At 70.3% G+C, this 20,470-nt stretch carries 18 protein-coding genes; 10 read left to right on the forward strand and 8 right to left on the reverse strand.

Features of this window, described 5'->3' with window-relative positions:
• Positions 1–53: 53 nt before the first annotated feature.
• The 3 genes from AB0H93_RS39330 (at position 54) to AB0H93_RS39340 (ending at position 2,298) form a co-directional block, all read left to right on the forward strand.
• Positions 54–947, forward strand: coding sequence for a phosphoribosylaminoimidazolesuccinocarboxamide synthase (locus AB0H93_RS39330; protein WP_358580825.1), 894 nt, complete (start codon positions 54–56; stop codon positions 945–947).
• Between the two features lie 186 nt (positions 948–1,133).
• The gene (locus AB0H93_RS39335; protein WP_358580827.1) at positions 1,134–1,847 is read left to right on the forward strand and encodes a DUF2334 domain-containing protein; all 714 of its coding nucleotides are present in this window, start codon (positions 1,134–1,136) and stop codon (positions 1,845–1,847) included.
• Positions 1,848–1,938: 91 nt separating this feature from the next.
• Positions 1,939–2,298: an ATPase gene (locus AB0H93_RS39340; protein ID WP_358580830.1), complete on the forward strand. Its 360-nt coding sequence runs from the start codon at positions 1,939–1,941 to the stop codon at positions 2,296–2,298.
• A gap of 216 nt (positions 2,299–2,514) precedes the next feature.
• On the opposite strand, the gene AB0H93_RS39345 is transcribed toward AB0H93_RS39340, so the two are convergent.
• The 3 genes from AB0H93_RS39345 to AB0H93_RS39355 form a co-directional block, all read right to left on the reverse strand.
• On the reverse strand, positions 2,515–3,150 hold the full coding sequence (locus AB0H93_RS39345; RefSeq protein WP_358580832.1) for an MBL fold metallo-hydrolase: 636 nt from the start codon (positions 3,148–3,150) through the stop codon (positions 2,515–2,517).
• Between the two features lie 309 nt (positions 3,151–3,459).
• Positions 3,460–4,449 (reverse strand): NAD-dependent epimerase/dehydratase family protein, encoded by a 990-nt coding sequence (locus AB0H93_RS39350; RefSeq protein WP_358580834.1) that lies wholly within the window; start codon positions 4,447–4,449, stop codon positions 3,460–3,462.
• A gap of 154 nt (positions 4,450–4,603) precedes the next feature.
• Positions 4,604–5,008 (reverse strand): hypothetical protein, encoded by a 405-nt coding sequence (locus tag AB0H93_RS39355; protein ID WP_358580836.1) that lies wholly within the window; start codon positions 5,006–5,008, stop codon positions 4,604–4,606.
• Between the two features lie 263 nt (positions 5,009–5,271).
• On the opposite strand from AB0H93_RS39355, the gene purS reads away from it, so the two are divergent.
• Genes purS through purL form a run of 3 tightly spaced genes read left to right on the forward strand, consistent with a single transcriptional unit; the run spans position 5,272 to position 8,470 of the window.
• Entirely contained in the window at positions 5,272–5,511 is a 240-nt protein-coding gene (purS, locus tag AB0H93_RS39360; RefSeq protein ID WP_010312709.1) for a phosphoribosylformylglycinamidine synthase subunit PurS, read from the forward strand.
• Positions 5,508–6,185 carry a phosphoribosylformylglycinamidine synthase subunit PurQ gene (gene purQ, locus AB0H93_RS39365; protein WP_358580838.1) on the forward strand — a complete coding sequence of 226 codons (678 nt, stop codon included), beginning with the start codon at positions 5,508–5,510 and terminating at the stop codon, positions 6,183–6,185. The genes purS and purQ overlap by 4 nt, the downstream gene beginning before the upstream one ends.
• Positions 6,182–8,470: a phosphoribosylformylglycinamidine synthase subunit PurL gene (gene purL / locus AB0H93_RS39370; protein WP_358580841.1), complete on the forward strand. Its 2,289-nt coding sequence runs from the start codon at positions 6,182–6,184 to the stop codon at positions 8,468–8,470. Before purQ ends, purL begins: the two co-directional genes overlap by 4 nt.
• Positions 8,471–8,608: 138 nt before the next feature.
• Here the strand turns inward: purL and AB0H93_RS39375 are convergent, their stop codons facing one another.
• From AB0H93_RS39375 to AB0H93_RS39385, 3 genes are all read right to left on the reverse strand, one after another.
• Positions 8,609–9,712 (reverse strand): pentapeptide repeat-containing protein, encoded by a 1,104-nt coding sequence (locus AB0H93_RS39375; protein ID WP_358580843.1) that lies wholly within the window; start codon positions 9,710–9,712, stop codon positions 8,609–8,611.
• A 45-nt stretch (positions 9,713–9,757) separates the two neighbouring features.
• Positions 9,758–10,867, reverse strand: coding sequence for a pentapeptide repeat-containing protein (locus tag AB0H93_RS39380; RefSeq protein WP_358580845.1), 1,110 nt, complete (start codon positions 10,865–10,867; stop codon positions 9,758–9,760).
• A gap of 154 nt (positions 10,868–11,021) precedes the next feature.
• Complete coding sequence (locus AB0H93_RS39385; RefSeq protein ID WP_358580848.1) at positions 11,022–11,888, reverse strand: lysozyme; 867 nt, start codon at positions 11,886–11,888, stop codon at positions 11,022–11,024.
• Between the two features lie 541 nt (positions 11,889–12,429).
• Here AB0H93_RS39385 and AB0H93_RS39390 point away from each other — a divergent pair.
• Complete coding sequence (locus AB0H93_RS39390) at positions 12,430–14,472, forward strand: EAL domain-containing protein (protein ID WP_358580850.1); 2,043 nt, start codon at positions 12,430–12,432, stop codon at positions 14,470–14,472.
• Between the two features lie 208 nt (positions 14,473–14,680).
• On the opposite strand, the gene AB0H93_RS39395 is transcribed toward AB0H93_RS39390, so the two are convergent.
• Both AB0H93_RS39395 and AB0H93_RS39400 read right to left on the reverse strand, forming a co-directional pair.
• Positions 14,681–16,555, reverse strand: coding sequence for a glycoside hydrolase family 15 protein (locus AB0H93_RS39395; RefSeq protein ID WP_358580852.1), 1,875 nt, complete (start codon positions 16,553–16,555; stop codon positions 14,681–14,683).
• A gap of 42 nt (positions 16,556–16,597) precedes the next feature.
• Positions 16,598–17,179 (reverse strand): type VII secretion system-associated protein, encoded by a 582-nt coding sequence (locus tag AB0H93_RS39400; protein WP_358580854.1) that lies wholly within the window; start codon positions 17,177–17,179, stop codon positions 16,598–16,600.
• Positions 17,180–17,352: 173 nt separating this feature from the next.
• On the opposite strand from AB0H93_RS39400, the gene AB0H93_RS39405 reads away from it, so the two are divergent.
• From AB0H93_RS39405 to AB0H93_RS39415, 3 genes are all read left to right on the forward strand, one after another.
• On the forward strand, positions 17,353–17,775 hold the full coding sequence (locus tag AB0H93_RS39405; RefSeq protein WP_358580856.1) for a PRC-barrel domain-containing protein: 423 nt from the start codon (positions 17,353–17,355) through the stop codon (positions 17,773–17,775).
• 239 nt (positions 17,776–18,014) lie between these two features.
• Positions 18,015–19,187, forward strand: a complete 1,173-nt coding sequence (locus AB0H93_RS39410) for a S8 family peptidase (RefSeq protein WP_358580858.1) — start codon at positions 18,015–18,017, stop codon at positions 19,185–19,187.
• A 303-nt stretch (positions 19,188–19,490) separates the two neighbouring features.
• A complete protein-coding gene (locus AB0H93_RS39415) occupies positions 19,491–20,291 on the forward strand; it encodes a DNA-binding response regulator (protein ID WP_358580860.1) in 801 nt (266 codons plus the stop codon).
• Positions 20,292–20,470: the final 179 nt, after the last annotated feature.

A 20,470-nucleotide genomic window follows, 5' to 3' on the forward strand; every position in this document is an offset into this window, starting at 1 on the left:
TTACCACCGGCCCGCGTGCGAGTGCCCTGGCCCCGGTGCGAGACAATCCGCACGTGGTTGCACTCGCCGATTACCCCCAGATCGCGGCCGGCAAGGTTCGCCAGCTGCACGCCGTGGACGACGAACACCTGCTGCTGGTCGCCTCCGACCGCATCTCGGCGTACGACCACGTGCTCGACACCCCGATCCCCGACAAGGGCAGGGTGCTGACCGCGATGAGCGTGTTCTGGTTCGAGCTGCTCGCCGACGTGATGCCGAACCACCTGGTCGCCGCCGACGACCCGCGCATCCCTGGCGAGGTGCGCGGTCGCGCGCTGCTGGTGAAGCGGCTGGAGATGCTGCCGGTGGAGTGCGTGGCGCGCGGCTACCTGACGGGCTCCGGGCTCGCCGACTACCAGCGCACCGGCGCGGTGTGCGGCGTGCAGCTGCCCGGCGGGCTCGTCGAGGCGTCCGAGCTGCCGGAGCCGATCTTCACCCCGGCGACGAAGGCCGAGATCGGCGAGCACGACGAGAACGTGAGCTTCGAGGCGGTCGCCGCGCAGCTGGGCGCGGAGCGCGCCGCGGAGCTGCGCGACCTGACGCTGCTGGTCTACCGCCGGGCGGCGGAGCACGCGCGGGGCCGCGGCGTGATCCTCGCGGACACCAAGTTCGAGTTCGGCCTGGCCGGAGACGGTTCGCTGGTGCTCGGCGACGAGGTGCTCACGCCCGACTCGTCGCGGTACTGGCCGGCGGACGGGTACGAGGCGGGCAAGGTGCAGCCGTCGTTCGACAAGCAGTACGTGCGCAACTGGCTGACCTCGCCGGCGTCCGGCTGGGACCGCGCCTCGGACACCCCGCCGCCCCCGCTGCCGGCCGACGTCATCGACGCCTCGCGCGCCCGCTACGTCGAGGCGTACGAGCGGATCACCGGCCGCTCCTTCGCCGACTGGCTCGCCCCCGCGCAGTAACCCCGCACAACTCGGGAGGCGCTGCCTTCGGCCCGGTTTCCCCCGGTCGGAGTATGCGTCGGCGTGTCGGCGTCGTGCCGGGACCTGGCCTGCCGAAAGTGGCGGCGTGGAGGTTCGCCGGATTTGCGCCGGGGCGACACCTGGCCGTCAGGTCGTGGACACCCGGACCAGGCGGAATGAGGGACCGTGAGCACGCCGCTCGTCGTGTCGTTGTCCGGCCTTGGGCTCCGGGTGCTGGACCAGTGCGCGGAATTCGCCGCGGAACTGGACCGCCGCCAGGTCCCGCTGTCCCTGCTGATCTCGCCGCGCCCGGATCACCTCGAGGCGCGGAACCCGCAGTCCCCGCTGCTGCACTGGGTGGCCGAGCGCCTAGCGCGGCGCGACGCCATCAGCCTGCACGGCTTCGCACGCCTGTCCCCGGGGCTGCGCGCCCGCCTCGCCCCGGCCGCCCAGCTGCCGGCGCACGAAGCCGGGCTGCGGCTGGCGGCCGCGTCGGCGGTGCTCGAACAGGTCGGGCTGCGGACGAACAGCTTCATCCCGCCGCGCTGGCTCGCCTCGCCCGGCACGGTCACCGCGCTGCAGCGGCGCGGATTCTCCGTCTGCGCGGACGCGATGGGGGTCCGGGATCTCACGACCGGCCAGGTGCACCGGGCGCGGATCCGGATGCTCGGCCCGGGCGAGCGTGCGGAGCCGTGGTGGTGCCGGGCGCTGGTGCTGGGCGTCGAGCGGGCGGCCCGCCGCGGGCGACCGGTCCGGCTCGCGATGGACGCCGCCGAGCTGCGGAAACCGGCCGCGAGGCAGGCGCTCCTGGACGCCGTGGACCTGGCGTTGCACCACGGCGCGCGGCCGGTCACCTATGCCTCGTTCGTCCGCCGCTCCGCGACGTCGGCCCGTGGATGAGAACCCCTTCATTCGACCTTCAGGGCCGCCTCACGGTGGGCGCCCAAGCTGGTTCTCGTCAGGCGAAAGCGGCCAATGGAGGACGAGGACGATGCGGATTCGGAACACGAAGCGGACCTGGCTCGCGGCGGTGGCGGCGGTAGCGCTGGTGGGCCTCGGCGGAACCGGAGCCGCGCTCGCCGCGGACACCGGCACGGTCGAAACCCCGCGAGCGGCGACCCCGGTCGACCAGCCCCCGGTCGCCCAACCGGCCCCGGTCTGCTTCGACGACGACCCGGACGACCGGTTCGACGACGCCGACGACCGGTTCGACGACGACCGCGACGATGTCGACGACCGCTTCGACGACTGCGATGACCAGCTCGACCTGGACGACCGCTTCGACGACCGCGACGATCACTTGGACGACCAGCACGACGCCGACGACCAGGACGACCGCGACGACGACTGAACCTGCGGCCCCGCCGCGAGGCGCAACACGCCGGGGAGATGCCGGTTTCGCGCGGAACCGCCGCTTCGGTCGCTCCCGTTGCGGGGCGCAGCGAGTCTGCGGATGACGGTTTCACGCGAAACCGGCGGTCTCACGCGTGGCCGGTGACGGTTTCACGCGAAACCGGCGCCTCGCGCGGCGGGTCCGCCTCGGGACGCTTCGGCGTCCGCTGCCGGGTCAGACCGCGGTCTGGGCTCCCTTGGTCAGGACTTCGAGGGCGGTGTCCTTCGGGCCGAGCTGCTCGAACATGCGGTAGTGCATGTTCGGGTTCGCCAGCACCGCTTCGTGGATCGGCACCGCCGCTCGCGGCGCCACCGCGCGCAGGAAGTCGACCGCCTCGGAGAGCTTCAGCCACGGCGCCCCGGTCGGCACGCCGAGCACGTCGATCCGCTGTTCCGGCACGTAGAACGAGTCGCCGGGGTGGTAGAAGGCGCCGTGGTCGACGACGTAGCCGATGTTGTCGATCACCGGGATGTCCGGGTGGATCACCGCGTGCGTGCCGCCGACGACGTTGATCGACGCGCCGCCCAGCTCCAGCGACTCGCCGGGGCGCGCGGTGGTCGCGGCCAGGCCTTTCTCGGCGATCGCGGGCGCCGAGCCCGGGTCGGCCACCAGCCGGGCGTTCGGGTTGGCGGCGAGCAGGGCCGGGAGCCGGTCGAGGTCGAGGTGGTCGAAGTGCTGGTGGGTGATCAGCACGGCATCGAGGTCGCGGAGGTCTTCGAAGTCGGCGGAGAACGTGCCGGGGTCGATCAGCAGCCGCGCCGAGTCGGTCTCGATCAGCACGCACGCGTGTCCGAAGTGGGTGATCTGCACGGTGTTTCCTCCTAGATGAGCGAGCACGTCCACTCTTCCACGCTCGACCTACCTCGGGAGGAAGGCCGTCGACCCACCTCCCACGTCGACTCCCCACCCCTGGTGGACCGCAATTTCAATGGAAATCGGACCTTCGATTTCCATTGAAATTGCGGGAGTTGTCCACAGCCGTCGGAGTGTCGGGGTGCGACACGCCGATGATGCGCAGTTTCAATTGAAACTGCACCGGGATCATCACGTCTGAACCTGCGGTGAGGTGACGACGTCCGGCACGGTGCCGAGGTCACCGTGTCCGAGCCTTCGGCGAGATCACCTGGTCCGGTGGGGGAGGGTGGCGAGGAGTTCGGCTTCTTCCTCCGGGGTGAGCCCCGCTCGACGCTCTCGGTCCAGGCCCAGCGAGCGCTCGGTCTCCAGCGCCGCCGAAACCGTCTCGGCGAGCGGCCGAATGCGCAGGCCTGCGTCCAGGCTGGGGCGCGCGTTGCGAGCGACGATGCCCTGGTGGCTTTCCGGCAGCCAGAACGGCAGCGACTTCGGGCCTGCCCAGGGCTGCACGCCCGCCTCGGTCAGGTCTTCCGGCGCGACGGCCACGAGTTCGGTGCCCGGCGGCGCGACCAGCTCGGCGATCTGCGACAGCAGCTCGTTGAGCGGCGTGGTCGGGCTCGTGCCGTCGAAGGTGCCGGTGAGGCCCTGCTCGCCGGCATCCACGATCCACGCCGCGAGGTCGCGCACGTCGGCGTGCTGGGTTGGGTGGTCGGCGTCCGGCACGAGCACGCGTCCGCCGCGCGCCATCCGCGCCGGCCAGTAGCCGAACCGGTCCGAGGGGTCGTTCGGCCCGGTGATCAGGCCCGGGCGCAGCACGAAGGCCCGGTCCCCGACCGCGGCGCGCACCGCGTTCTCGCAGGCCACCTTGATCCCGCCGTAGGACTCGGACGTGCTCACGTCGTCGGAGTCGGTGATCGGCTCCAGCAGTTCGGCGTCGGTGCTCAGGCCGTGCGTCTCGTTGTCGGCGTAGACGTTGATGGTGGACACGAACGTCCAGTGCCCGGCCGTCGCGCCCAGGACGTCGAGGGCGTCCCGCACCCACCGGTAGTTCCGCGCCACGTCGACCACGGCGTCGAACCGTTCCCCGGCGAGAGAGCCGAGGCCCTGCTCCCGGTCCGCCAACACCAGCTTCGCGCCGGCGGGGATGTCGCCGCTCGTGCCGCGAGCCGCGCAGACGACGTCGTGCCCCCGCCGGAGAGCCTCGGCTGCCACCGCCTGCCCGAGGAAAACCGTTCCGCCCAGAACCAGGATTCGCATATCGGCACCCTGCCCCGACCGGCTCGGGCACCGCGACGGTTCTCGCTGCGGGTGAACGGGTTTATGCGATCAGCTGAATCCCGAGAGGGGCGCCCCCGGCCGGGGACGCCCCTCTCATCGCGACGTCACTTCGTGACGGTGATCTTCCGGCGCGTCACTTCGTGACGGTGATCTTCATGGTCGGGCCCGCGCCGCCGCCGATGCGGGTGTGCACGGTGTACTCGCCGGGCGCGACGTCGGCGATGGTGGCCACCGCCTCGGCGTTGCCGTCGCGGTCGTTCACGACCTGGGCCAGGCCCTCGTCCGCGTCGAACGGGTGCTCCCCGTTGCGCACGAACGCCGCCGACGAGATCCAGTTGACGCCTTCGGGGCCGTGCTCCAGCCGCAGGACCAGCGTGTTGCCCGCCCGGACCTGCGACTTGTCGGCGGTCAGCAGTGCGTTCTCGGCCGGTGCCACGGCCGCCGGGCCGGGGCTCGGCGCCGCCGTCGCCGGCACGGTGGTGGTCAGCGCGAGGCCGGCGAGCAGGCCGGCCGCCATCAGCGTCTTGATTGTGCGCATCGGTGTGCGTTCCCCCTAGGTAACCGCAAGCGGGGCCCGGGTTTTCGGTGCCCCGGTCGTAATAGACGTCCGACGGGCCAAAGGTTTAGACAACGTGCGAAAAATGTGGCGCAAGACACATGACGGGAAGGGTGTCGTGAGCCACGCCGCACCTCCGGCCCCTACCCGGCAGGGTGAACGCCCAGCTCAGTTACCCTTTGGCGGTACTGCTGGCCATCCGCCGGGGTCCCGGCGGATCTGCACGGAAACCGGGAGCAGCACCCGTGGCCCGAGTCGTTGTCGACGTCATGCCGAAGCAGGAAATCCTCGATCCGCAGGGACAGGCGGTGGCGAACGCGCTGCCCCGTCTCGGTTTCGACGGCATCACCGAAGTCCGCCAGGGGAAGCGGTTCGAGCTGGAGGTCGCCGACGACGTCGACGACGACACGCTCGCGAAGATCGCCGAGACGTTGCTGGCCAACCCGGTGATCGAGGACTGGACCGTCCGCCGGGTGGAAGCATGAGCGCGAAGATCGGCGTCATCACCTTCCCCGGCACCCTCGATGACGTGGACGCCGCCCGCGCTGCGCGCCGTGCCGGTGCCGAACCGGTCGCCCTCTGGCACGCCGACCACGACCTCAAGGGCGTGGACGCGGTGGTCGTCCCCGGCGGCTTCTCCTACGGCGACTACCTGCGCTGCGGCGCGATCGCCAAGTTCGCCCCGGTCATGACCGAGGTCGTCGAGGCCGCCCGCAAGGGCATGCCGGTGCTCGGCGTGTGCAACGGCTTCCAGATCCTGTGCGAGTCCGGGCTGCTGCCCGGAGTGCTGACCCGCAACGCGGGCCTGCACTACGTCTGCCGCGACCAGTGGTTGAAGGTGGAGAACAACAGCAGCGCCTGGACCACCCGCTACGACGCGGGCGCCGAGCTGCTGATCCCGATCAAGCACGGCGAGGGCAACTACGTGGCCGACGAGGCCGTCCTCGACGAGCTCGAAGGCGAAGGCCGGGTGCTGTTCCGCTACGCGGGCGAGAACCCGAACGGTTCGCGGCGCGACATCGCGGGCATCACCGACGCGCGCGGCCGGGTCGCGGGCATGATGCCGCACCCGGAGCACGCGATCGACCCGCTGACCGGCCCCACCGATGACGGCCTCGGCATGTTCCTGTCCGTTCTGGATGCACTGGTGGCAGCGTGACCAACATCGTGAACGTGGATAGCGTCGATCACGCGAAGTCCACACCCGACGTCGACCAGCCGTTCCGCGAGCTCGGGCTGAAGGACGACGAGTACGCCCGGATCCGCGAGATCCTGGGCCGCCGGCCCACGGACGCCGAGCTGGCCATGTACTCGGTGATGTGGAGCGAGCACTGCTCCTACAAGTCGTCGAAGGTGCACCTGAAGTACTTCGGCGAGACCACCACCGACGAGATGCGCGAGAAGATGCTCGCGGGCATCGGCGAGAACGCGGGCGTGGTCGACATCGGCGACGGCTGGGCGGTCACGTTCAAGCTGGAGAGCCACAACCACCCGTCGTACGTCGAGCCCTACCAGGGCGCGGCCACCGGCGTCGGCGGCATCGTCCGCGACATCATGGCGATGGGCGCCCGCCCGGTCGCGGTGGCGGACCCGCTGCGCTTCGGCCCGGCCGACGCGCCGGACACCAAGCGGGTGCTGCCCGGCGTCGTCGCGGGCGTCGGCGGCTACGGCAACTGCCTGGGCCTGCCGAACATCGGCGGCGAGGTCGTCTTCGACGAGTGCTACGCGGGCAACCCGCTGGTCAACGCCATGTGCGTGGGCGTGATGAAGGTCGAGGACCTGCACCTGGCGCACGCCAGCGGCAAGGGCAACAAGATCATCCTGTTCGGCGCGCGCACCGGCCTCGACGGCATCGGCGGCGTGTCGGTGCTGGCGTCGGAGACGTTCGACGGCGACGAGAGCGGTGGCGGCCGCAAGAAGCTGCCCAGCGTCCAGGTCGGCGACCCGTTCGCCGAGAAGGTGCTCATCGAGTGCTGCCTGGAGCTGTACCACGCCGGCCTGGTCGTCGGCATCCAGGACCTCGGCGGCGCGGGCCTGTCCTGCGCCACGTCGGAGCTGGCGTCGGCCGGCGACGGCGGCATGCGGGTCGACCTGGACCAGGTCCCGCTGCGCGCCACCGGGATGACCCCGGCGGAGATCCTCTCCAGCGAGTCGCAGGAGCGGATGTGCGCGGTCGTGGATCCGTCCAACGTGGACGCGTTCATGGAGGTGTGCCGCCGCTGGGACGTCACGGCGAACGTCATCGGTGAGGTCACCGACGGCGAGAACCTGGAGATCTTCTGGCACGGCGAGCTCGTGGTGGACGTGCCGCCGCGGACCGTCGCGCACCAGGGCCCGGTCTACGAGCGGCCGGTCGAGCGGCCCGCCGAGCAGGACCTGATCGTCGCGGACAGCGCGAACACGCTGGCCCGGCCGTCCACATCGGACGAACTGCGGGAGACGATCCTGCGGATGGCGGCGTCGCCGAACCTGTGCTCCCGGGCGTGGGTCACCGACCAGTACGACCGGTACGTGCGCGGCAACACCGTGCTGGCCCAGCCGTCGGACGGCGGCGTGCTGCGCATCGACGAGGAGACCGGGCGCGGCATCGCGGTCGCCACCGACTGCAACGCCCGCTACACCCGGCTCGACCCGTACGCGGGCGCGCAGCTGGCGCTGGCCGAGGCGTACCGCAACGTGGCGACCACCGGTGCCACGCCGGTGGCGGTCACCAACTGCCTGAACTTCGGTTCGCCGGAGGACCCGGCGGTGATGTGGCAGTTCCAGCAGGCGGTGCGCGGCCTGGCCGACGCCTGCCAGGAGCTGGGCATCCCGGTGACCGGCGGCAACGTCAGCTTCTACAACCAGACCGGTGCGAAGCCGATCCTGCCGACGCCGGTGGTCGGCGTGCTGGGCACGATCGACGACGTGACCCGCCGCATCCCCACCGGAATCGGTGGCGAGGAAGGCGAAACGCTGCTGCTGCTCGGCGAGACGCACGAGGAGCTCGGCGGCTCGGAGTGGGCGCGCGTCACCCACGACCACCTCGGCGGCGTGCCGCCGAAGGTCGACCTGGCGCGCGAGAAGCTGCTGGCGGAGATCGTGCTCGCGGGCTCCCGCGACGGCATGATCTCGGCGGCGCACGACCTCTCCGAGGGCGGCCTGGCGCAGGCGCTGGTGGAGACGGCGCTGATCGGCGAGTGCGGCGCCCGGGTGGTCCTGCCGGAGGGCGTGGACCCGTTCGTCTGGCTGTTCTCCGAGTCGGCGGGCCGGATCCTGGTGGCGGTGCCGCGCACCGAGGAGCTCCGCTTCACGGACATGTGCTCGGCCCGAGGCCTCCCGTGGGCCAAGGTCGGCGTCGCGGACGCGGGCGCGCAGTCGCTCGACATCCAGGACGTGGCGGACATCCCGCTGGCGGAGCTGCGCGAAGCCTGGGAAGGCACCCTCCCCAAGCTGTTCGGCTGATCCAGAGCTGACGCGAACGGCCCGTTCACCTCGTCTATCGAGGCGAACGGGCCGTTCGCGCATCCGCTAGCGGTCGAAGACGCCGCCTTGACGGCGCCGATGAACCGGGCGCCCGGCGCCCGGCCACCCCTTCTCGCGCTACGCGCGCACGGCTGTCCAGCCGTCGGGGAGGACGACTTCGCGGTCCGGGCTGGTCGTGATGCCGGTGTGCTGGGCCTCGTCGTGGAACGTCGTGCCGCTCAGGTCGGCGTCGTGCTCGAAGCGGACCGAGCGGAAGTCGGCCGGGCCGTGGAACTCCGCCCGCGTCATCAACACCGAGCCGGCGAACCGGCTGTCGGCGAACCGCGTCTGGCCGTGGAAGCGGGTCCGCCGGAAGCTCGCCCGGCCGTTGAACTCGACCCCGGGGAACCAGGCGCGCTGGTGGAAAACCGCGTCGTCGCAGCGGAACCGCCCGTACAGCCGCCCGGCGCCGACCGTCGTGCCGGTGAACCACACGTCCCCGTGGAACTCGCAGCGGCTGAAGTTGTTGTCGCTGAACAACTTCCCGTACCGCAGGATCAACGACCCGATCTTCCGGTCAGAAGTGTCGAAGTACTCCAGCGAGGCGTTGGTGAGGTCGAGGTCGTAGGCCGGGGCGGCCTCGTCACCGGCGGCCGGGAGCAGGTCGGCGATGAGCCGCTGCGCGGTCAGCCGCACCTGCAGCTTCCGCTCGGCGCCGTCCTTCGCGTCCCGGGACCACTGCACGGGCCCGTCGTCGGTGTTCAAAGGGGTTCCGGCGGACGCCGGGGCGTTATCGCTGTGGCGGTGGTGCCAGAACGGCCGCCGCAGGTACGAGCACAGCACGTCGAGCACGGTCTGGGTGTAGTCGGGATTGCTGCGGGCGAGCCCGGCGAGGGCGTGCAGCGCGCCGACGCGAACCTGATCGGCCTCGTGCCCGAGGAGTTCCACGGCGCGGGCGAAGCGCTCGTCGGCGACCCGGTCGCGGTCGAGGTCGGCCCGGCGGTTCTCCAACTCGTGGCGCTGCCGCTCGGTCTTCTGCCGCTCCTCCTCGACGCGCCTGCGCCGGTCGTTGAGCCAGAGCGCGTAGAGCGCGACGACGGAACCTGCCGCGAGCCCGCCGGTCCGCAGCGCGTCGGCGCCGGTGGTTCGCGGGTCGAAGGCCAGCAAGGCGATGCTGACGCCGACGAGGACCACGACGGCGACGGCGATCGTCGCGACCAGCCCGATCTTGCGCTCACCCATGCGAGGGATTCTGCCTGACCTCGTGCACCCGGATGCGTGCGCGATTCACATCTTGCAGGGCTCGAACGACCAGCCTTCCGGCACCTGGGCATCGGTCGACGTGTCGACCTCGGTGTTGTACAGGGCGACGCTGGGCAGCGGCTCGCCCACGCGGAGATCGACGCCGCCGTCGAAGCGCGCGTGCCGGAGGTCGAGCGTGGTGCGGAAGGACGCGCGCTCGAAGGAGACGTGCGCGATGCAGTGGGCTCCCGGCATGTCCACGGCACCTTCGAACTCGGCGCGCTCGAAGCCGCACGGTCCGTGCGTCGCGATCCCGCGCAGTTCCAGCCGCTGCCGGAACCGGGTCTTCTCCGCCCTGATCCGCCCCACGAAGACGCTGTCGCGGAGGTGCACCGGGCCGTGGAAGACGGCGCGGTTGAAGTTCGTGGTGTGCCGGAACCGGCACCGGTAGGCGGCGATGCGGCCCACGACCCGGTCGGACAGGTTGAACCGCTCCAGCCAAGCCCTGGTCAGGTCGAGCTCGTAGATCTTCGGATCCGGGTCGGCGGTGCTGGGCAACAGGTCCTGGATCAGGCGCTGCGCCGTCTGCCGGACGTACCGTTCGCCCTCCTGCTCGGGGCTGGCCTCCGGCCATTCGCCAGGATCCGCCGGCAATTCCGAGGCCGGTGTCCACTTCGGATGCACGAACGGTCGCCGGAGGTAGGAGCAGAGCACGTCGAGCACGGTCTGGGTGTAGTCGGGATTGCTGCGGGCGAGCCCGGCGAGGGCGTGCATGGCGCCGACCCGCACTTGGTCGGCGTCGTTGCCTAGCAGCTCGACCGACCGCGCGAAGCGCTCATCGGCGGCGCGGTCCCGGTCCTGGTCGGTGCGCCGGTCTTCCAGGGCCTGCCGCTGCTGTTCGAGCGCGTAGCGCTGCCGATCCAGCTCCTGCCGCTGGCTGTCGAGTTCCTGCCGCTTCTCCTCGACGCGTCGACGCCGGTCGTTGAGCCACAGGGCGTAGAGCGCGACCACCGATCCGGCCGCCAGCCCGCCGGTTCGCAGGGCATCGGCGCCGGTGGTCCGCGGGTCGAAGATCAGCAAGGCGACGCTGGCGCCGGCGAATACCGCGACGGCGACGGCGACGGTCGCGACCAAACCGATCTTGCGCTCACCCATGCGAGGGATTCTGCCCTGCGCGGAGCGCAGCACTCGGAGATCGCGCGGATAGGCACCTCACATCGGCATCCGCCCCGCCCGGCCAGAACCGCGCGGGCCTCGGGAAAGCCGACTACGCGGTGCCGGGCTGGCCGGCACCGCGCGAGTTGTGGCGTCAGCCGTTGGCCAGCGCTTGGAGGCGGTCGTAAGCGCCGTTGAACGTGTTCTTGTCCAGTGGCGACGACGTGTACTGCCAGATCGTCCAGATGCCCCACTTGTAGGGGAGCTGGCCGACGGTGCTCGCGTAGCGGGCGACCCACAGCGGGTTCGTCGAGCTGAAGTCGCCGTCCACGCACTGGTTCCACCAGCTCGTGCTGGTGTAGATGACCGGCCAGCGCCCGGTCCGGGCGTGGTAGGTGTCGCTGAAGTCCTTGATCCAGGCCGTCATCCCGCTCTTGGTCTTGCCGTAGCAGGTGGAGCCGTACGGGTTGTACTCCATGTCCAGCGCGCCCGGCAGCGTCTTGCCGTCCTTGGACCAGCCGCCGCCGTTGTCCACGAAGTAGTTGGCCTGCGCGGCGCCGCTGGAGCGGTCCGGCAGCGCGAAGTGGTACGAGCCGCGGATCATGCCCACGTTGTAGGAGCCGTTGTACTGCTGGGCGAAGTACGGGTTCTTGTAGCCGGTGCCCTCGGTCGCCTTCACGTAGGCGAACCGCATGCCCTGGCCCCACCAGGAGTTCCAGTCCACATTGCCCTGGTGGCCGCTGACGTCCATGCCGGCCACCGTGGCCAGCGGATCGACGACGGGGGTGAGCAGCGGATCATCGCCGCCGCCCTCGTGCTTGCGGATCTGCGAGCCCATCGGGGTGTCGGTCTCGGTTCCGCTCGGTGGTTCGCCGGTCACCTGCGTGCTCATCGCGCTTTCCCTTCCTGGAAGGGGTGTGCTGGCTTGCGCGGGCGAGCACAGGAGAAGAACGCCTGCGCAGGCAACCGATACTAAGGAGACCAGTGGTAATCGGCGACCACGTCCACTCGGAAGGTTCATCGATACCTCTCGGGGGTGTAGTTGCGGTGCGTCGTCGGGGGACCACGCGTCCTGCCCCGAAAGTGTGGCGAATGGTTTTCCAAAGATGTAGATCTTGTGTTAGTTTTTAACCAGAATGGCTCAATCCGGACACCGTGAGTGAACCGAGCGGTCTCCGGGGCGGAGTTCCGGGCCGCGCACAACCTCTCGGCGGGGCTGTGCGTCGAAAACATCAGATGTATCACGGCAGCCGCGCTTCGGCGATCGACTGGTTGCGGACGGTAGTCGCCCGCCGGGTGAGGCCCCCTGTATGGCCTGCTCGAATGAGGTGAGCGCCTACCCCGGGTGCCGTACCTGATGTTCGACCGCCGGACCGGTCCGGTCGTATGCTCCGAACGAACGGCCCAGGCGAGTAGGACGAGTGGAGGGCGCCCCAGGCATGACTGGCTGGACAGCGCCGGTGCCCAGCGCTCACGAGGTGGTCGCCGAGGTGAACCGAGCCGATCGACGACGCTTTGCCGCCGTTTGGGCGCAGGCCATGATGGGCACCAGTTACGTACCGATGACCAGCGCGGAGGTGGAAGGCCGCCTGTACGGCTACACCGACCGGCTGGTCGATGCGCTGCTCGGCGAGCCGTTCGACCCGTCCCCCGCGCGGTCGGTCGGCGTGGACCTGGTCGCCGTGCACTTCACCAGCGCGGAGTCCTTAGGCCGAACGATCGACCTCATCGGCGACGAGATCCTCGACGTCCTGCACCTGGACGACGGCCCGGTCTGGCGCGAACGCGTCGCCGCTCTGCAGGGCGCGCTGTGCGCTGGCTTCGTGCAGGCCGCGCGCAAGCGGACGCTGGACGAGCAGGAGGCCATCCGGCAGGCCGTGCTGGACGCGCGCGATGCCGTCGAACAGGCCCTGCGCACCAGCGAAGCCAGGTTCCGCGCGATCTTCGCCGAGGCCGCGATCGGCATCGGAATCGGCGACATGGACGGCCGGATCCTCGAGGTGAACGACTCGCTCGTGCGGATCATGGGCCGGCCCGGCGAGGAACTCCGCCGGATGTTGGTGCAGGACATGATGCACCCGGACGATCCCGACAGCACCTGGCGGCTGTACGAGGAACTGGTCCGCGGCGAACGCGACCAGTTCCGGGTGGAGAAGCGGTTCGTCCGCCCCGACGGCGGCACCGTGTGGACCGAGCTGATCGTCTCCCTGGTCCGCGGCGAGGACGGCCTCCCGCTGTACCAGGTCGCGCTGATCGAGGACGTCACCGACCGGCGGATGCTGCAGGAACGCCTGCGTCACCAGGCGATGCACGATCCGCTGACCGGGCTGCCCAACCGGGCGTTGTTCCTGGAGCGGCTCACCACGATCCTCGAGCAGCACGAACCCGACGAACGGGTGGCGCTGTGCTACATGGACCTCGACGGGTTCAAGGTCATCAACGACAGCCTCGGCCACCACGTCGGCGACGACCTGCTGCGGGCGGTCGCCGACCGGCTCGCCACCGCGGTGCACGGCGACGACAGGCTCGTCGCGCGGATGGGCGGCGACGAGTTCGTGATCGTGATCCAGAACTCGTTCGGCACCGACCAGGCCGTCGAGGTCGCCGACACCGTGCTCGACGCGCTGGTCCGGCCGATCCGCATCGGCGGCCACGAGCTGTCCGTGTCGGCCAGCATCGGCATCGTCGAGCGGCCGGTGCCCGGGCAGACCGCGGCCGAGCTGATGCGCGACGCCGACGTGACGCTGTACTGGGCGAAGTCCGAGGGCAAGGGCCGGTGGGCGCTGTTCGACCCGGACCGCAACGCCACCGAGGTCGCGCAGTTCCACCTGTCGGCGAAGATGCCCGCCGCGCTGGAGCGCGACGAGTTCTACGTGGACTACCAGCCGCTGATCGGGCTGCGGGACTTCAACGTCGTCGGCGTCGAGGCGCTGGTCCGCTGGGCGCACCCGGAGCTGGGCCGGCTGGGACCGGACCGGTTCATCGGGCTGGCCGAGGAGACCGGGCTGATCGTGCCGCTCGGGCGCTGGGTGCTGCGGCAGGCCTGCCGGCAGGCGAAGCAGTGGCAGGACGAATTCGGGGCGGCGGCGCCGTTCGTCAGCGTCAACCTGGCGGTCCGGCAGTCGCGGGACCCGAACCTGGTGTCCGACGTGGCGGAGATCCTGGCCGAGACCGGGCTGGCGCCGTCGCGGCTGCAGCTGGAGCTCACCGAGAGCGCGATCATGGGCACCGCCGACGAGCCGCTGGACGCGCTGCGCGCGCTGTCCCGGATGGGCGTGCGGATCGCCATCGACGACTTCGGCACGGGGTACTCGAACCTGGCTTACCTGCGGCACCTCCCGGTGCACGAGCTGAAGATCGCGGGCTCGTTCATGGAGGGCCTGCGGGACGCGGAGCGGGCCGACCCGGTCGACGCGCGCATCGTCGGAACGCTGGTGGATCTGGCGCACGCGCTCGGGCTGACGGTCACGGCGGAAGGCGTGGAGACCCAGGCCCAAGCCCGCCGGATGGCGGACATCGGCTGCGAAACGGGCCAGGGCTACCTCTTCGCCCGCCCGGGATCCCCGGCGGAGATAACGACGTTCATCACCGACCACCTCGACTGACACCCCACCTGGGTCCTGCCACCCGGGTTCTGCCGCAACTTCAATGGAAATCGAAGGTCCAATTTCCATTGAAATTGGAGAAGTTGTCCACAACCACCGGTGTGTCGTGGTGCGACACGCCGATGATCCGCAGTTTCAATTGAAACTGGGATCCAGTTTCAGCGGAAACCGGGTGCAGTTTCAATTGAAACTGCACGAGGTGCGGGGCTCAGGTGGTCGTGGCGGGGCCGTTGCGGCGGCTCTTGCGGTCCCGGGTGATGCCGCCGAAGAGGATCGCCGCCGAGTTCACCAGTGCCAGGTGGCTGAACGCCTGCGGGAAGTTGCCGGTGAACCGGCCGTTCGCGCCGTCGTACTCCTCCGCGTACAGGCCCAAGTCGTTGGTCAGGCCCACCAACTTGGCGAACATCCGCTCCGCCTCCGCGCGTCGCCCGCCGTAGGCCAGCGCGTCGACCAGCCAGAACGAGCAGGCCAGGAACGCGCCCTCCCGCCCGGTCAACCCGTCGACCTCGCTGCGCCGATCACCGGTGCTGTACCGGTCGACCAGCACCCCGTCGTGCTGCAGCTCGCGCTGCACCGCCTCGACGGTGCGCACCACCCGCTCGTCGTCGCCGGGCAGGAACCCGACCGACGGCATCAGCAGCGTGGCCGCGTCCAGCGTCGTCCCGCCGTAGTACTGGGTGAACGCGCCGACCTCCGGGTTCCAGCCCCGCTCCAAGACCTCCGCGCGCACCGTGTCGCGGATCGTCCGCCACCGCTGCACCGGGCCCGGCAGCCCGTCCTCCTCCACGGCGCGGACGGCCCGGTCGAACGCCACCCAGACCATCACCCGCGAATGCGTGAAGTGCCGCTCCGGGCCGCGCACCTCCCACAGCCCGCGATCCGGCTGCTGCCAGATCTTCTCCAGGTGCCGCAGCATGCCGCGCTGCAACGCCCAGGTCTCCTCGCTCTCCGGCAGCCCGCGCTCGCGGGCCAGGTGCAGCATGTCCAGCACCTCGCCGTAGACGTCGAGCTGGGTCTGCCGGAAGGCGGCGTTGCCGATCCGCACCGGCCCGGTGCCGCGGTAGCCGGGCAGCCAGTCGGCCTCCCACTCCACCACGTGCCGCTCGCCGTTGACGCCGTACATGATCTGCAGGTCCGCGGGATCGCCGGCGACCGCGCGCACCAGCCAGTCGCGCCATGCCGCGGCCTCCTCGGAGCAGCCGAAGTTCTCCAGCGCCAGCAGGACGAGGGTGGCGTCGCGCAGCCAGCAGTAGCGGTAGTCCCAGTTCCGGTCGCCCGGCAGGGCTTCCGGCAGCGAGCTGGTCGGCGCGGCGATGACGCCGCCGGTCGGCGCGTAGGTCAGCGCCTTGAGGGTGGCCAGCGATCGGTACACGGCGGCCGAGTGCGGCCCGTCGTAGCTGATCTTCCCGGTCCACTCCCGCCAGAAGTCCTCGCTGTCCTGGATTTCCTGCTCCGGATCCATCGGCGCGGGCAGGTCCCGCGCGTCCGGCGACCACTGCATCACCCAGGACAGCCGCTGCCCGGCGCGCACCGTGAGCACCAGCTCGTGCGCCCGCTCGTGATGCGCGCGCTGCGGCAGGACGTCGCCGCGCAGCACCGCGGTGTGCGGGCCGGCGACGGCGAGGATGTACTCGTCCAGCACCGGCTCGGTTTCGCGCACCCGGCGCACCCAGGGCACCGCGTCGCCGTAGGCGAAGCGGACCACCCAGCGGAGCTTGACGTCCACCTCGCCGTCGATGCCTTCGACGATCCGCACCAGGCAGGGCTGGTCGTGCTGGTTCTTCTCGTGCGGCGGCATGGTGTCGATCAACCGGATCGCCCCGCCGTCGGTGCGGAATTCCGTCTCCAGCACCAGGGAGTTGTCCCGGTACCGGCGGCGAACCTCGTGCACCGGCGCGGTCGGCGCGATCTGCCAGTGGCCGTCCCGCCCGTCGCCGAGCAGGCGCGCGAAGCACGATGGCGCGTCGAAGCGGGGCAGGCAGAGCCAGTCGATCGAGCCGTCCTTGCCGACCAGCGCGGCCGTGCGGAGGTCGGACAGCAGGGCGTAGTCCTCGATGAGCCCTGGCCCTTGATCGCCCGTCACCCTGCCGAGGCTAGGCACCTCGCCCCGCTCCGGCCACCGCTCTCAGCCGCGCTTCTCGGCGGCCTCGGTGAGGACGCGGTTCGGGATCACGGCCTGGATCGCGTCGTGCATGTTCAGGCCCAGGTCGAGCCCGTCGAGCAGGTCTGGCAGCACGGATCCGGGCACCCGGCGGAATCCGGGCCAGTCCGCGGGAACCCGGGCGGCCGAGGTGCAGGCCGGCACCAGCTGGCTGCCGTCGGACAGCTCCGCGGTGTAGAGCATCGGGTCGTCCGCGCTCGGCGCGTAGAGCAGCACCTCGCCGTCGAGCACCGCCGCGGGCAGCTCGGACTCCGGCAGCTGGCCGGCGGCGATCCGCACCAGCACGTGTTCCAGCTCGTTGGCCGGTTCCAGCTGGTTCGCCGTCATCTCGGACGGCTGGTACTTGTCGTTGAACTGGAAGTCCTCGTCGATCTCGCCGTCGGCGTCGATGCGGTAGGCGCCCACGATGCCCTCCGGCGGGACCTCCTCGCCCTCGGCGGCGTAGCCGGGATCGGCGATGTACAGCCAGCTGTTGGGGTTCTGCTTGGCGTGCTCCCGCATTTCGGCGCTGATCGGCGGGGCGGAACGGTCGGCGGGCTGGGACATCGGGAGCTCCGTAGGTCTGTTCGGGTCCCGGCGGGAGTGCCGGGGCTCGCCCCCGAGGGTGCCAGCCCCGGCGGAGTACTCGGTGGACGGTCGGAGATGCAGCCGTTCCGAGGTGCCGCCGCGACCGTTCCGGGCGCAGACTGACCTGGGAGGGCGAGGGGGAGGAGGCGGCGATGATCGGCCAGCGGGAAGCGTTGCGGATGTTCGGGTGCGAGGTCTTCGATCCGGAGGGCCAGCGGATCGGCATCGTCGGCCAGTTGTTCATCGACGACGACACCGAGCAGCCCGCTTGGATAACCGTCCAAACTGGACTTTTCGGGACGAACGAGAGCTTCGCGCCGCTGGAGGGCGCGGCCTTCGACGGCGACACGCTCACCATCGCGGTCGACAAGGACGCGGTCCGGCGCGCGCCCCGGGTCAGCCTGCTGCAGGGCGATCTCCCGCTGGAGCAGGAGCGCGCGCTGTACCTCTACTACGGCATGACCTACGGCGTCGCCCCCGACGGCGCCGAGTCGATCGACGAGGTCTCCGAGGTCGAACCCGAGTACGTCGAGGCCGTTCGCCTCCGCCTGCGACGCTGGGTAGCCGCTACGTAAAACGCGCAAATCAGGCTTGGAGAACAAATCACCGCACCCGTCGGAAATCCCGGCGGGTGCGGTTTTACCTGCTCATTCCCGGTAGTCCTCCCAGAGCTGGGAATTCGTTCACCCCGTCGCCCGATTGTGTGGCGACAAATCGCCAACATCACCCGGACGAGTGTTTTCCCTGGTTACGTTCCGCCGTGAACCGCCTTTCGCTCGGCCCCACCCGAGCGAATGAACGTAGGAGGGGACACATGAGGAAGCTGCTTTACGGCACCGGGGCAGGGGTTGCCGCGGCGGCGCTCGTGTTCGCCGGTGCACCGGCAGGCGCGCAGCCGCAGATCGAGTTGGCGCCTCTGGCGCTGCACCCGCAGGCACAGGTGCAGGGCGCGGAGTCGGACGTCTACATCGTCAACCTCAAGGACGGCATCGCGGCGCAGGGCGTCGCCGAAGAGCTCGGCGTTCAGCCGCGCGTCGTCTACAACACCGCGATCAACGGGTTCTCGGCGAAGCTGAGCCCCGAGGCGCTCGAGGCCGTCCGCGCCAGCGGCAAGGTCGAGAACATCTCGCAGAGCTACCGCATCCAGGTCGAGCCGGCGAAGAAGGAAGCCGTCGGCTCGTGGGGCCTGGACCGGCTCGACCAGCCGGAGCTCCCGCTGGACGACAGCTACGCCCCCAAGGGCACCGGTGAGGGCGTCACCGCCTACATCATCGACACCGGCATCGACCCGTCGCACCCCGACTTCGGCGGGCGCGCCGAGATCGGCTTCGACGCCACCGGTGGCGACGGCTCCGACAAGCACGGCCACGGCACCCACGTCGCCGGCACCATCGGCAGCGACACCTACGGCGTCGCCAAGGGCACCAAGCTCGTCGGTGTCCGGGTGCTCGACGACCAGGGCAGCGGCACCACCGAGCAGGTCGTGTCCGGCATCGACTGGGTCGCGCAGAACCACTCCGGCCCGTCGGTGGCGAACATGTCGCTGGGCGGCCCGAAGGACCCTGCGCTGGACGAGGCCGCGACCAACCTGGTCAACAGCGGTGTCTTCCTCGCGGTGGCGGCCGGTAATGAAAGTCAGGACGCTGAGAACGTGTCCCCGGCCAGCGCGGAGGGTGTGTTCACCACCGCGGCCTCGGACAACGCCGACGGCTCCGCCTCGTTCACCAACTTCGGCGCCAGCGTCGAGGGCTACGCCCCCGGCGTGGACATCGTGTCGACCGTGCCCGGCGGTGGCACCGAGACGATGAGCGGCACCTCGATGGCCAGCCCGCACGTGGCTGGCGTCGGCGCGCTGTTCCTGCAGGCCAACCCGGACGCGAAGCCCGCGGACGTCATCACCGGGCTGCAGGGCCAGGCCTCGAAGGGCGTGATCCAGAGCGCCCCGGACGGCACCATCACCGACCTGCTGCAGATCGGCGACCTCTGATCCGGTAGCAGTGCGACACGCGGGCCCTTCCTGGATCGCCAGGAAGGGCCCGTCCGCGCTTGACGTCGAGCCGCACGGGGAGCTTTCCGGCCGAGTGGTGACCTGGCGTCGATTGCTCCATTCGGGGGATCTTGAGATGCGGCCAAAAGGGGTCAATCAAAGGTCGATCCGCTGCATCCGGCGAAAGTCGGTTCCTGCGGTCGTTCCCGGTGGATACGTTGCCAACACGGGGGTGTTTCAGTGTCCGTCGCGGTGCCGATGCCGAATCGGTGCTGCTGGGGGCACATCGAGGAGGGGTGTGCCGTGTTACCCGGATACACCGAGGAGCTGACGCAGTCGCCGACTGAGGTGGACGAGCCGGCCAGGGACACCGCCACGACCGAGCCGCTGACCGAGCGGGCCGTTCGGGCGCAGGTCGCGTCGGTGACGCGAGCCGCCCGGGCCCAGTCGGGCAACGGCGGCGTGCTGCAGGTCGTGCACGGGGCCAAGCGGGTCGGCTGGGCAGCGTACGAGCTGCAGCGCAACGCGACGCAGCTGGTCCAGGGCGTGGCGAAGCCGCCGTACGTGACGACGGGTCCGCTGGACTCGCTGGAATCGCGCAAGCTCGCCGAGGGCGTTCAGTACCAAGTGCTCTACGACCGGTCCGCGCTGGCGCGACCGCCGCAGCTGGACATCACCACCAAGCTGGTCGCGATGGGCGAGCAGGCGCGGGTGATCCACGTGGCGCCGACCAAGCTGATCATGGTGGACAACGAGATCGCGCTGCTGCCGCTGACGGTGAGCGAGACCTCGGTGGAGAGCGCCGTGGTGGTGCGCAGCTCGGCGATGCTGGCGGCGATCGCCAGGATCTTCGAGGACCTGTGGCGCTTCGCGGCGCCGTTCACCGCGGACCAGGACCTGTCGGGGCACGAGCTCCAGCCGACGGAGGAAGAGCGGTGGATCCTGTCGCTGCTCGCCTCCGGCGCCACGGACGACACGATCGGCAGGCTGATGGGCTTCAGCGCGCGCACGGCGCATCGCCGGGTGCGGGAGCTGATCTCGAGGCTGGGCGTGGAAACCCGCTTCCAGGCGGGCATGCAGGCGGTCAAGCTCGGCTGGCTCTGAGCCCGGGATGATCCGCAGTTTCAATTGAAACTGCGGATCATCGGCGTGTCGCACCCCGACACGCCGACGCCTGTGGACAACTTCCGCAATTTCAATGAGGTGATCTCAGTGGAATGGGATGGCTGATGGCCTGGGGAGGTGTGGGCGTGGGGTCCTGGTAGAAGAGGTCTCACCACAAG

Origin of the sequence: Saccharopolyspora sp. NPDC050642 (assembly GCF_040654735.1) — a bacterium.
Classification (GTDB): Bacteria; Actinomycetota; Actinomycetes; order Mycobacteriales; family Pseudonocardiaceae; genus Saccharopolyspora; species Saccharopolyspora elongata.

Coding starts and splice junctions, on each gene's coding strand:
- AB0H93_RS39340 (WP_358580830.1), top strand. CDS start 1,939: ATGCGGATTCGGAACACGAAGCGGACCTGGCTCGCGGCGGTGGCGGCG.
- AB0H93_RS39350 (WP_358580834.1), bottom strand. CDS start 4,449: ATGCGAATCCTGGTTCTGGGCGGAACGGTTTTCCTCGGGCAGGCGGTG.
- AB0H93_RS39355 (WP_358580836.1), bottom strand. CDS start 5,008: ATGCGCACAATCAAGACGCTGATGGCGGCCGGCCTGCTCGCCGGCCTC.
- purQ (WP_358580838.1), top strand. CDS start 5,508: ATGAGCGCGAAGATCGGCGTCATCACCTTCCCCGGCACCCTCGATGAC.
- AB0H93_RS39375 (WP_358580843.1), bottom strand. CDS start 9,712: ATGGGTGAGCGCAAGATCGGGCTGGTCGCGACGATCGCCGTCGCCGTC.
- AB0H93_RS39380 (WP_358580845.1), bottom strand. CDS start 10,867: ATGGGTGAGCGCAAGATCGGTTTGGTCGCGACCGTCGCCGTCGCCGTC.
- AB0H93_RS39385 (WP_358580848.1), bottom strand. CDS start 11,888: ATGAACCTTCCGAGTGGACGTGGTCGCCGATTACCACTGGTCTCCTTA.
- AB0H93_RS39390 (WP_358580850.1), top strand. CDS start 12,430: ATGACCAGCGCGGAGGTGGAAGGCCGCCTGTACGGCTACACCGACCGG.
- AB0H93_RS39400 (WP_358580854.1), bottom strand. CDS start 17,179: ATGTCCCAGCCCGCCGACCGTTCCGCCCCGCCGATCAGCGCCGAAATG.
- AB0H93_RS39405 (WP_358580856.1), top strand. CDS start 17,353: ATGATCGGCCAGCGGGAAGCGTTGCGGATGTTCGGGTGCGAGGTCTTC.
- AB0H93_RS39410 (WP_358580858.1), top strand. CDS start 18,015: ATGAGGAAGCTGCTTTACGGCACCGGGGCAGGGGTTGCCGCGGCGGCG.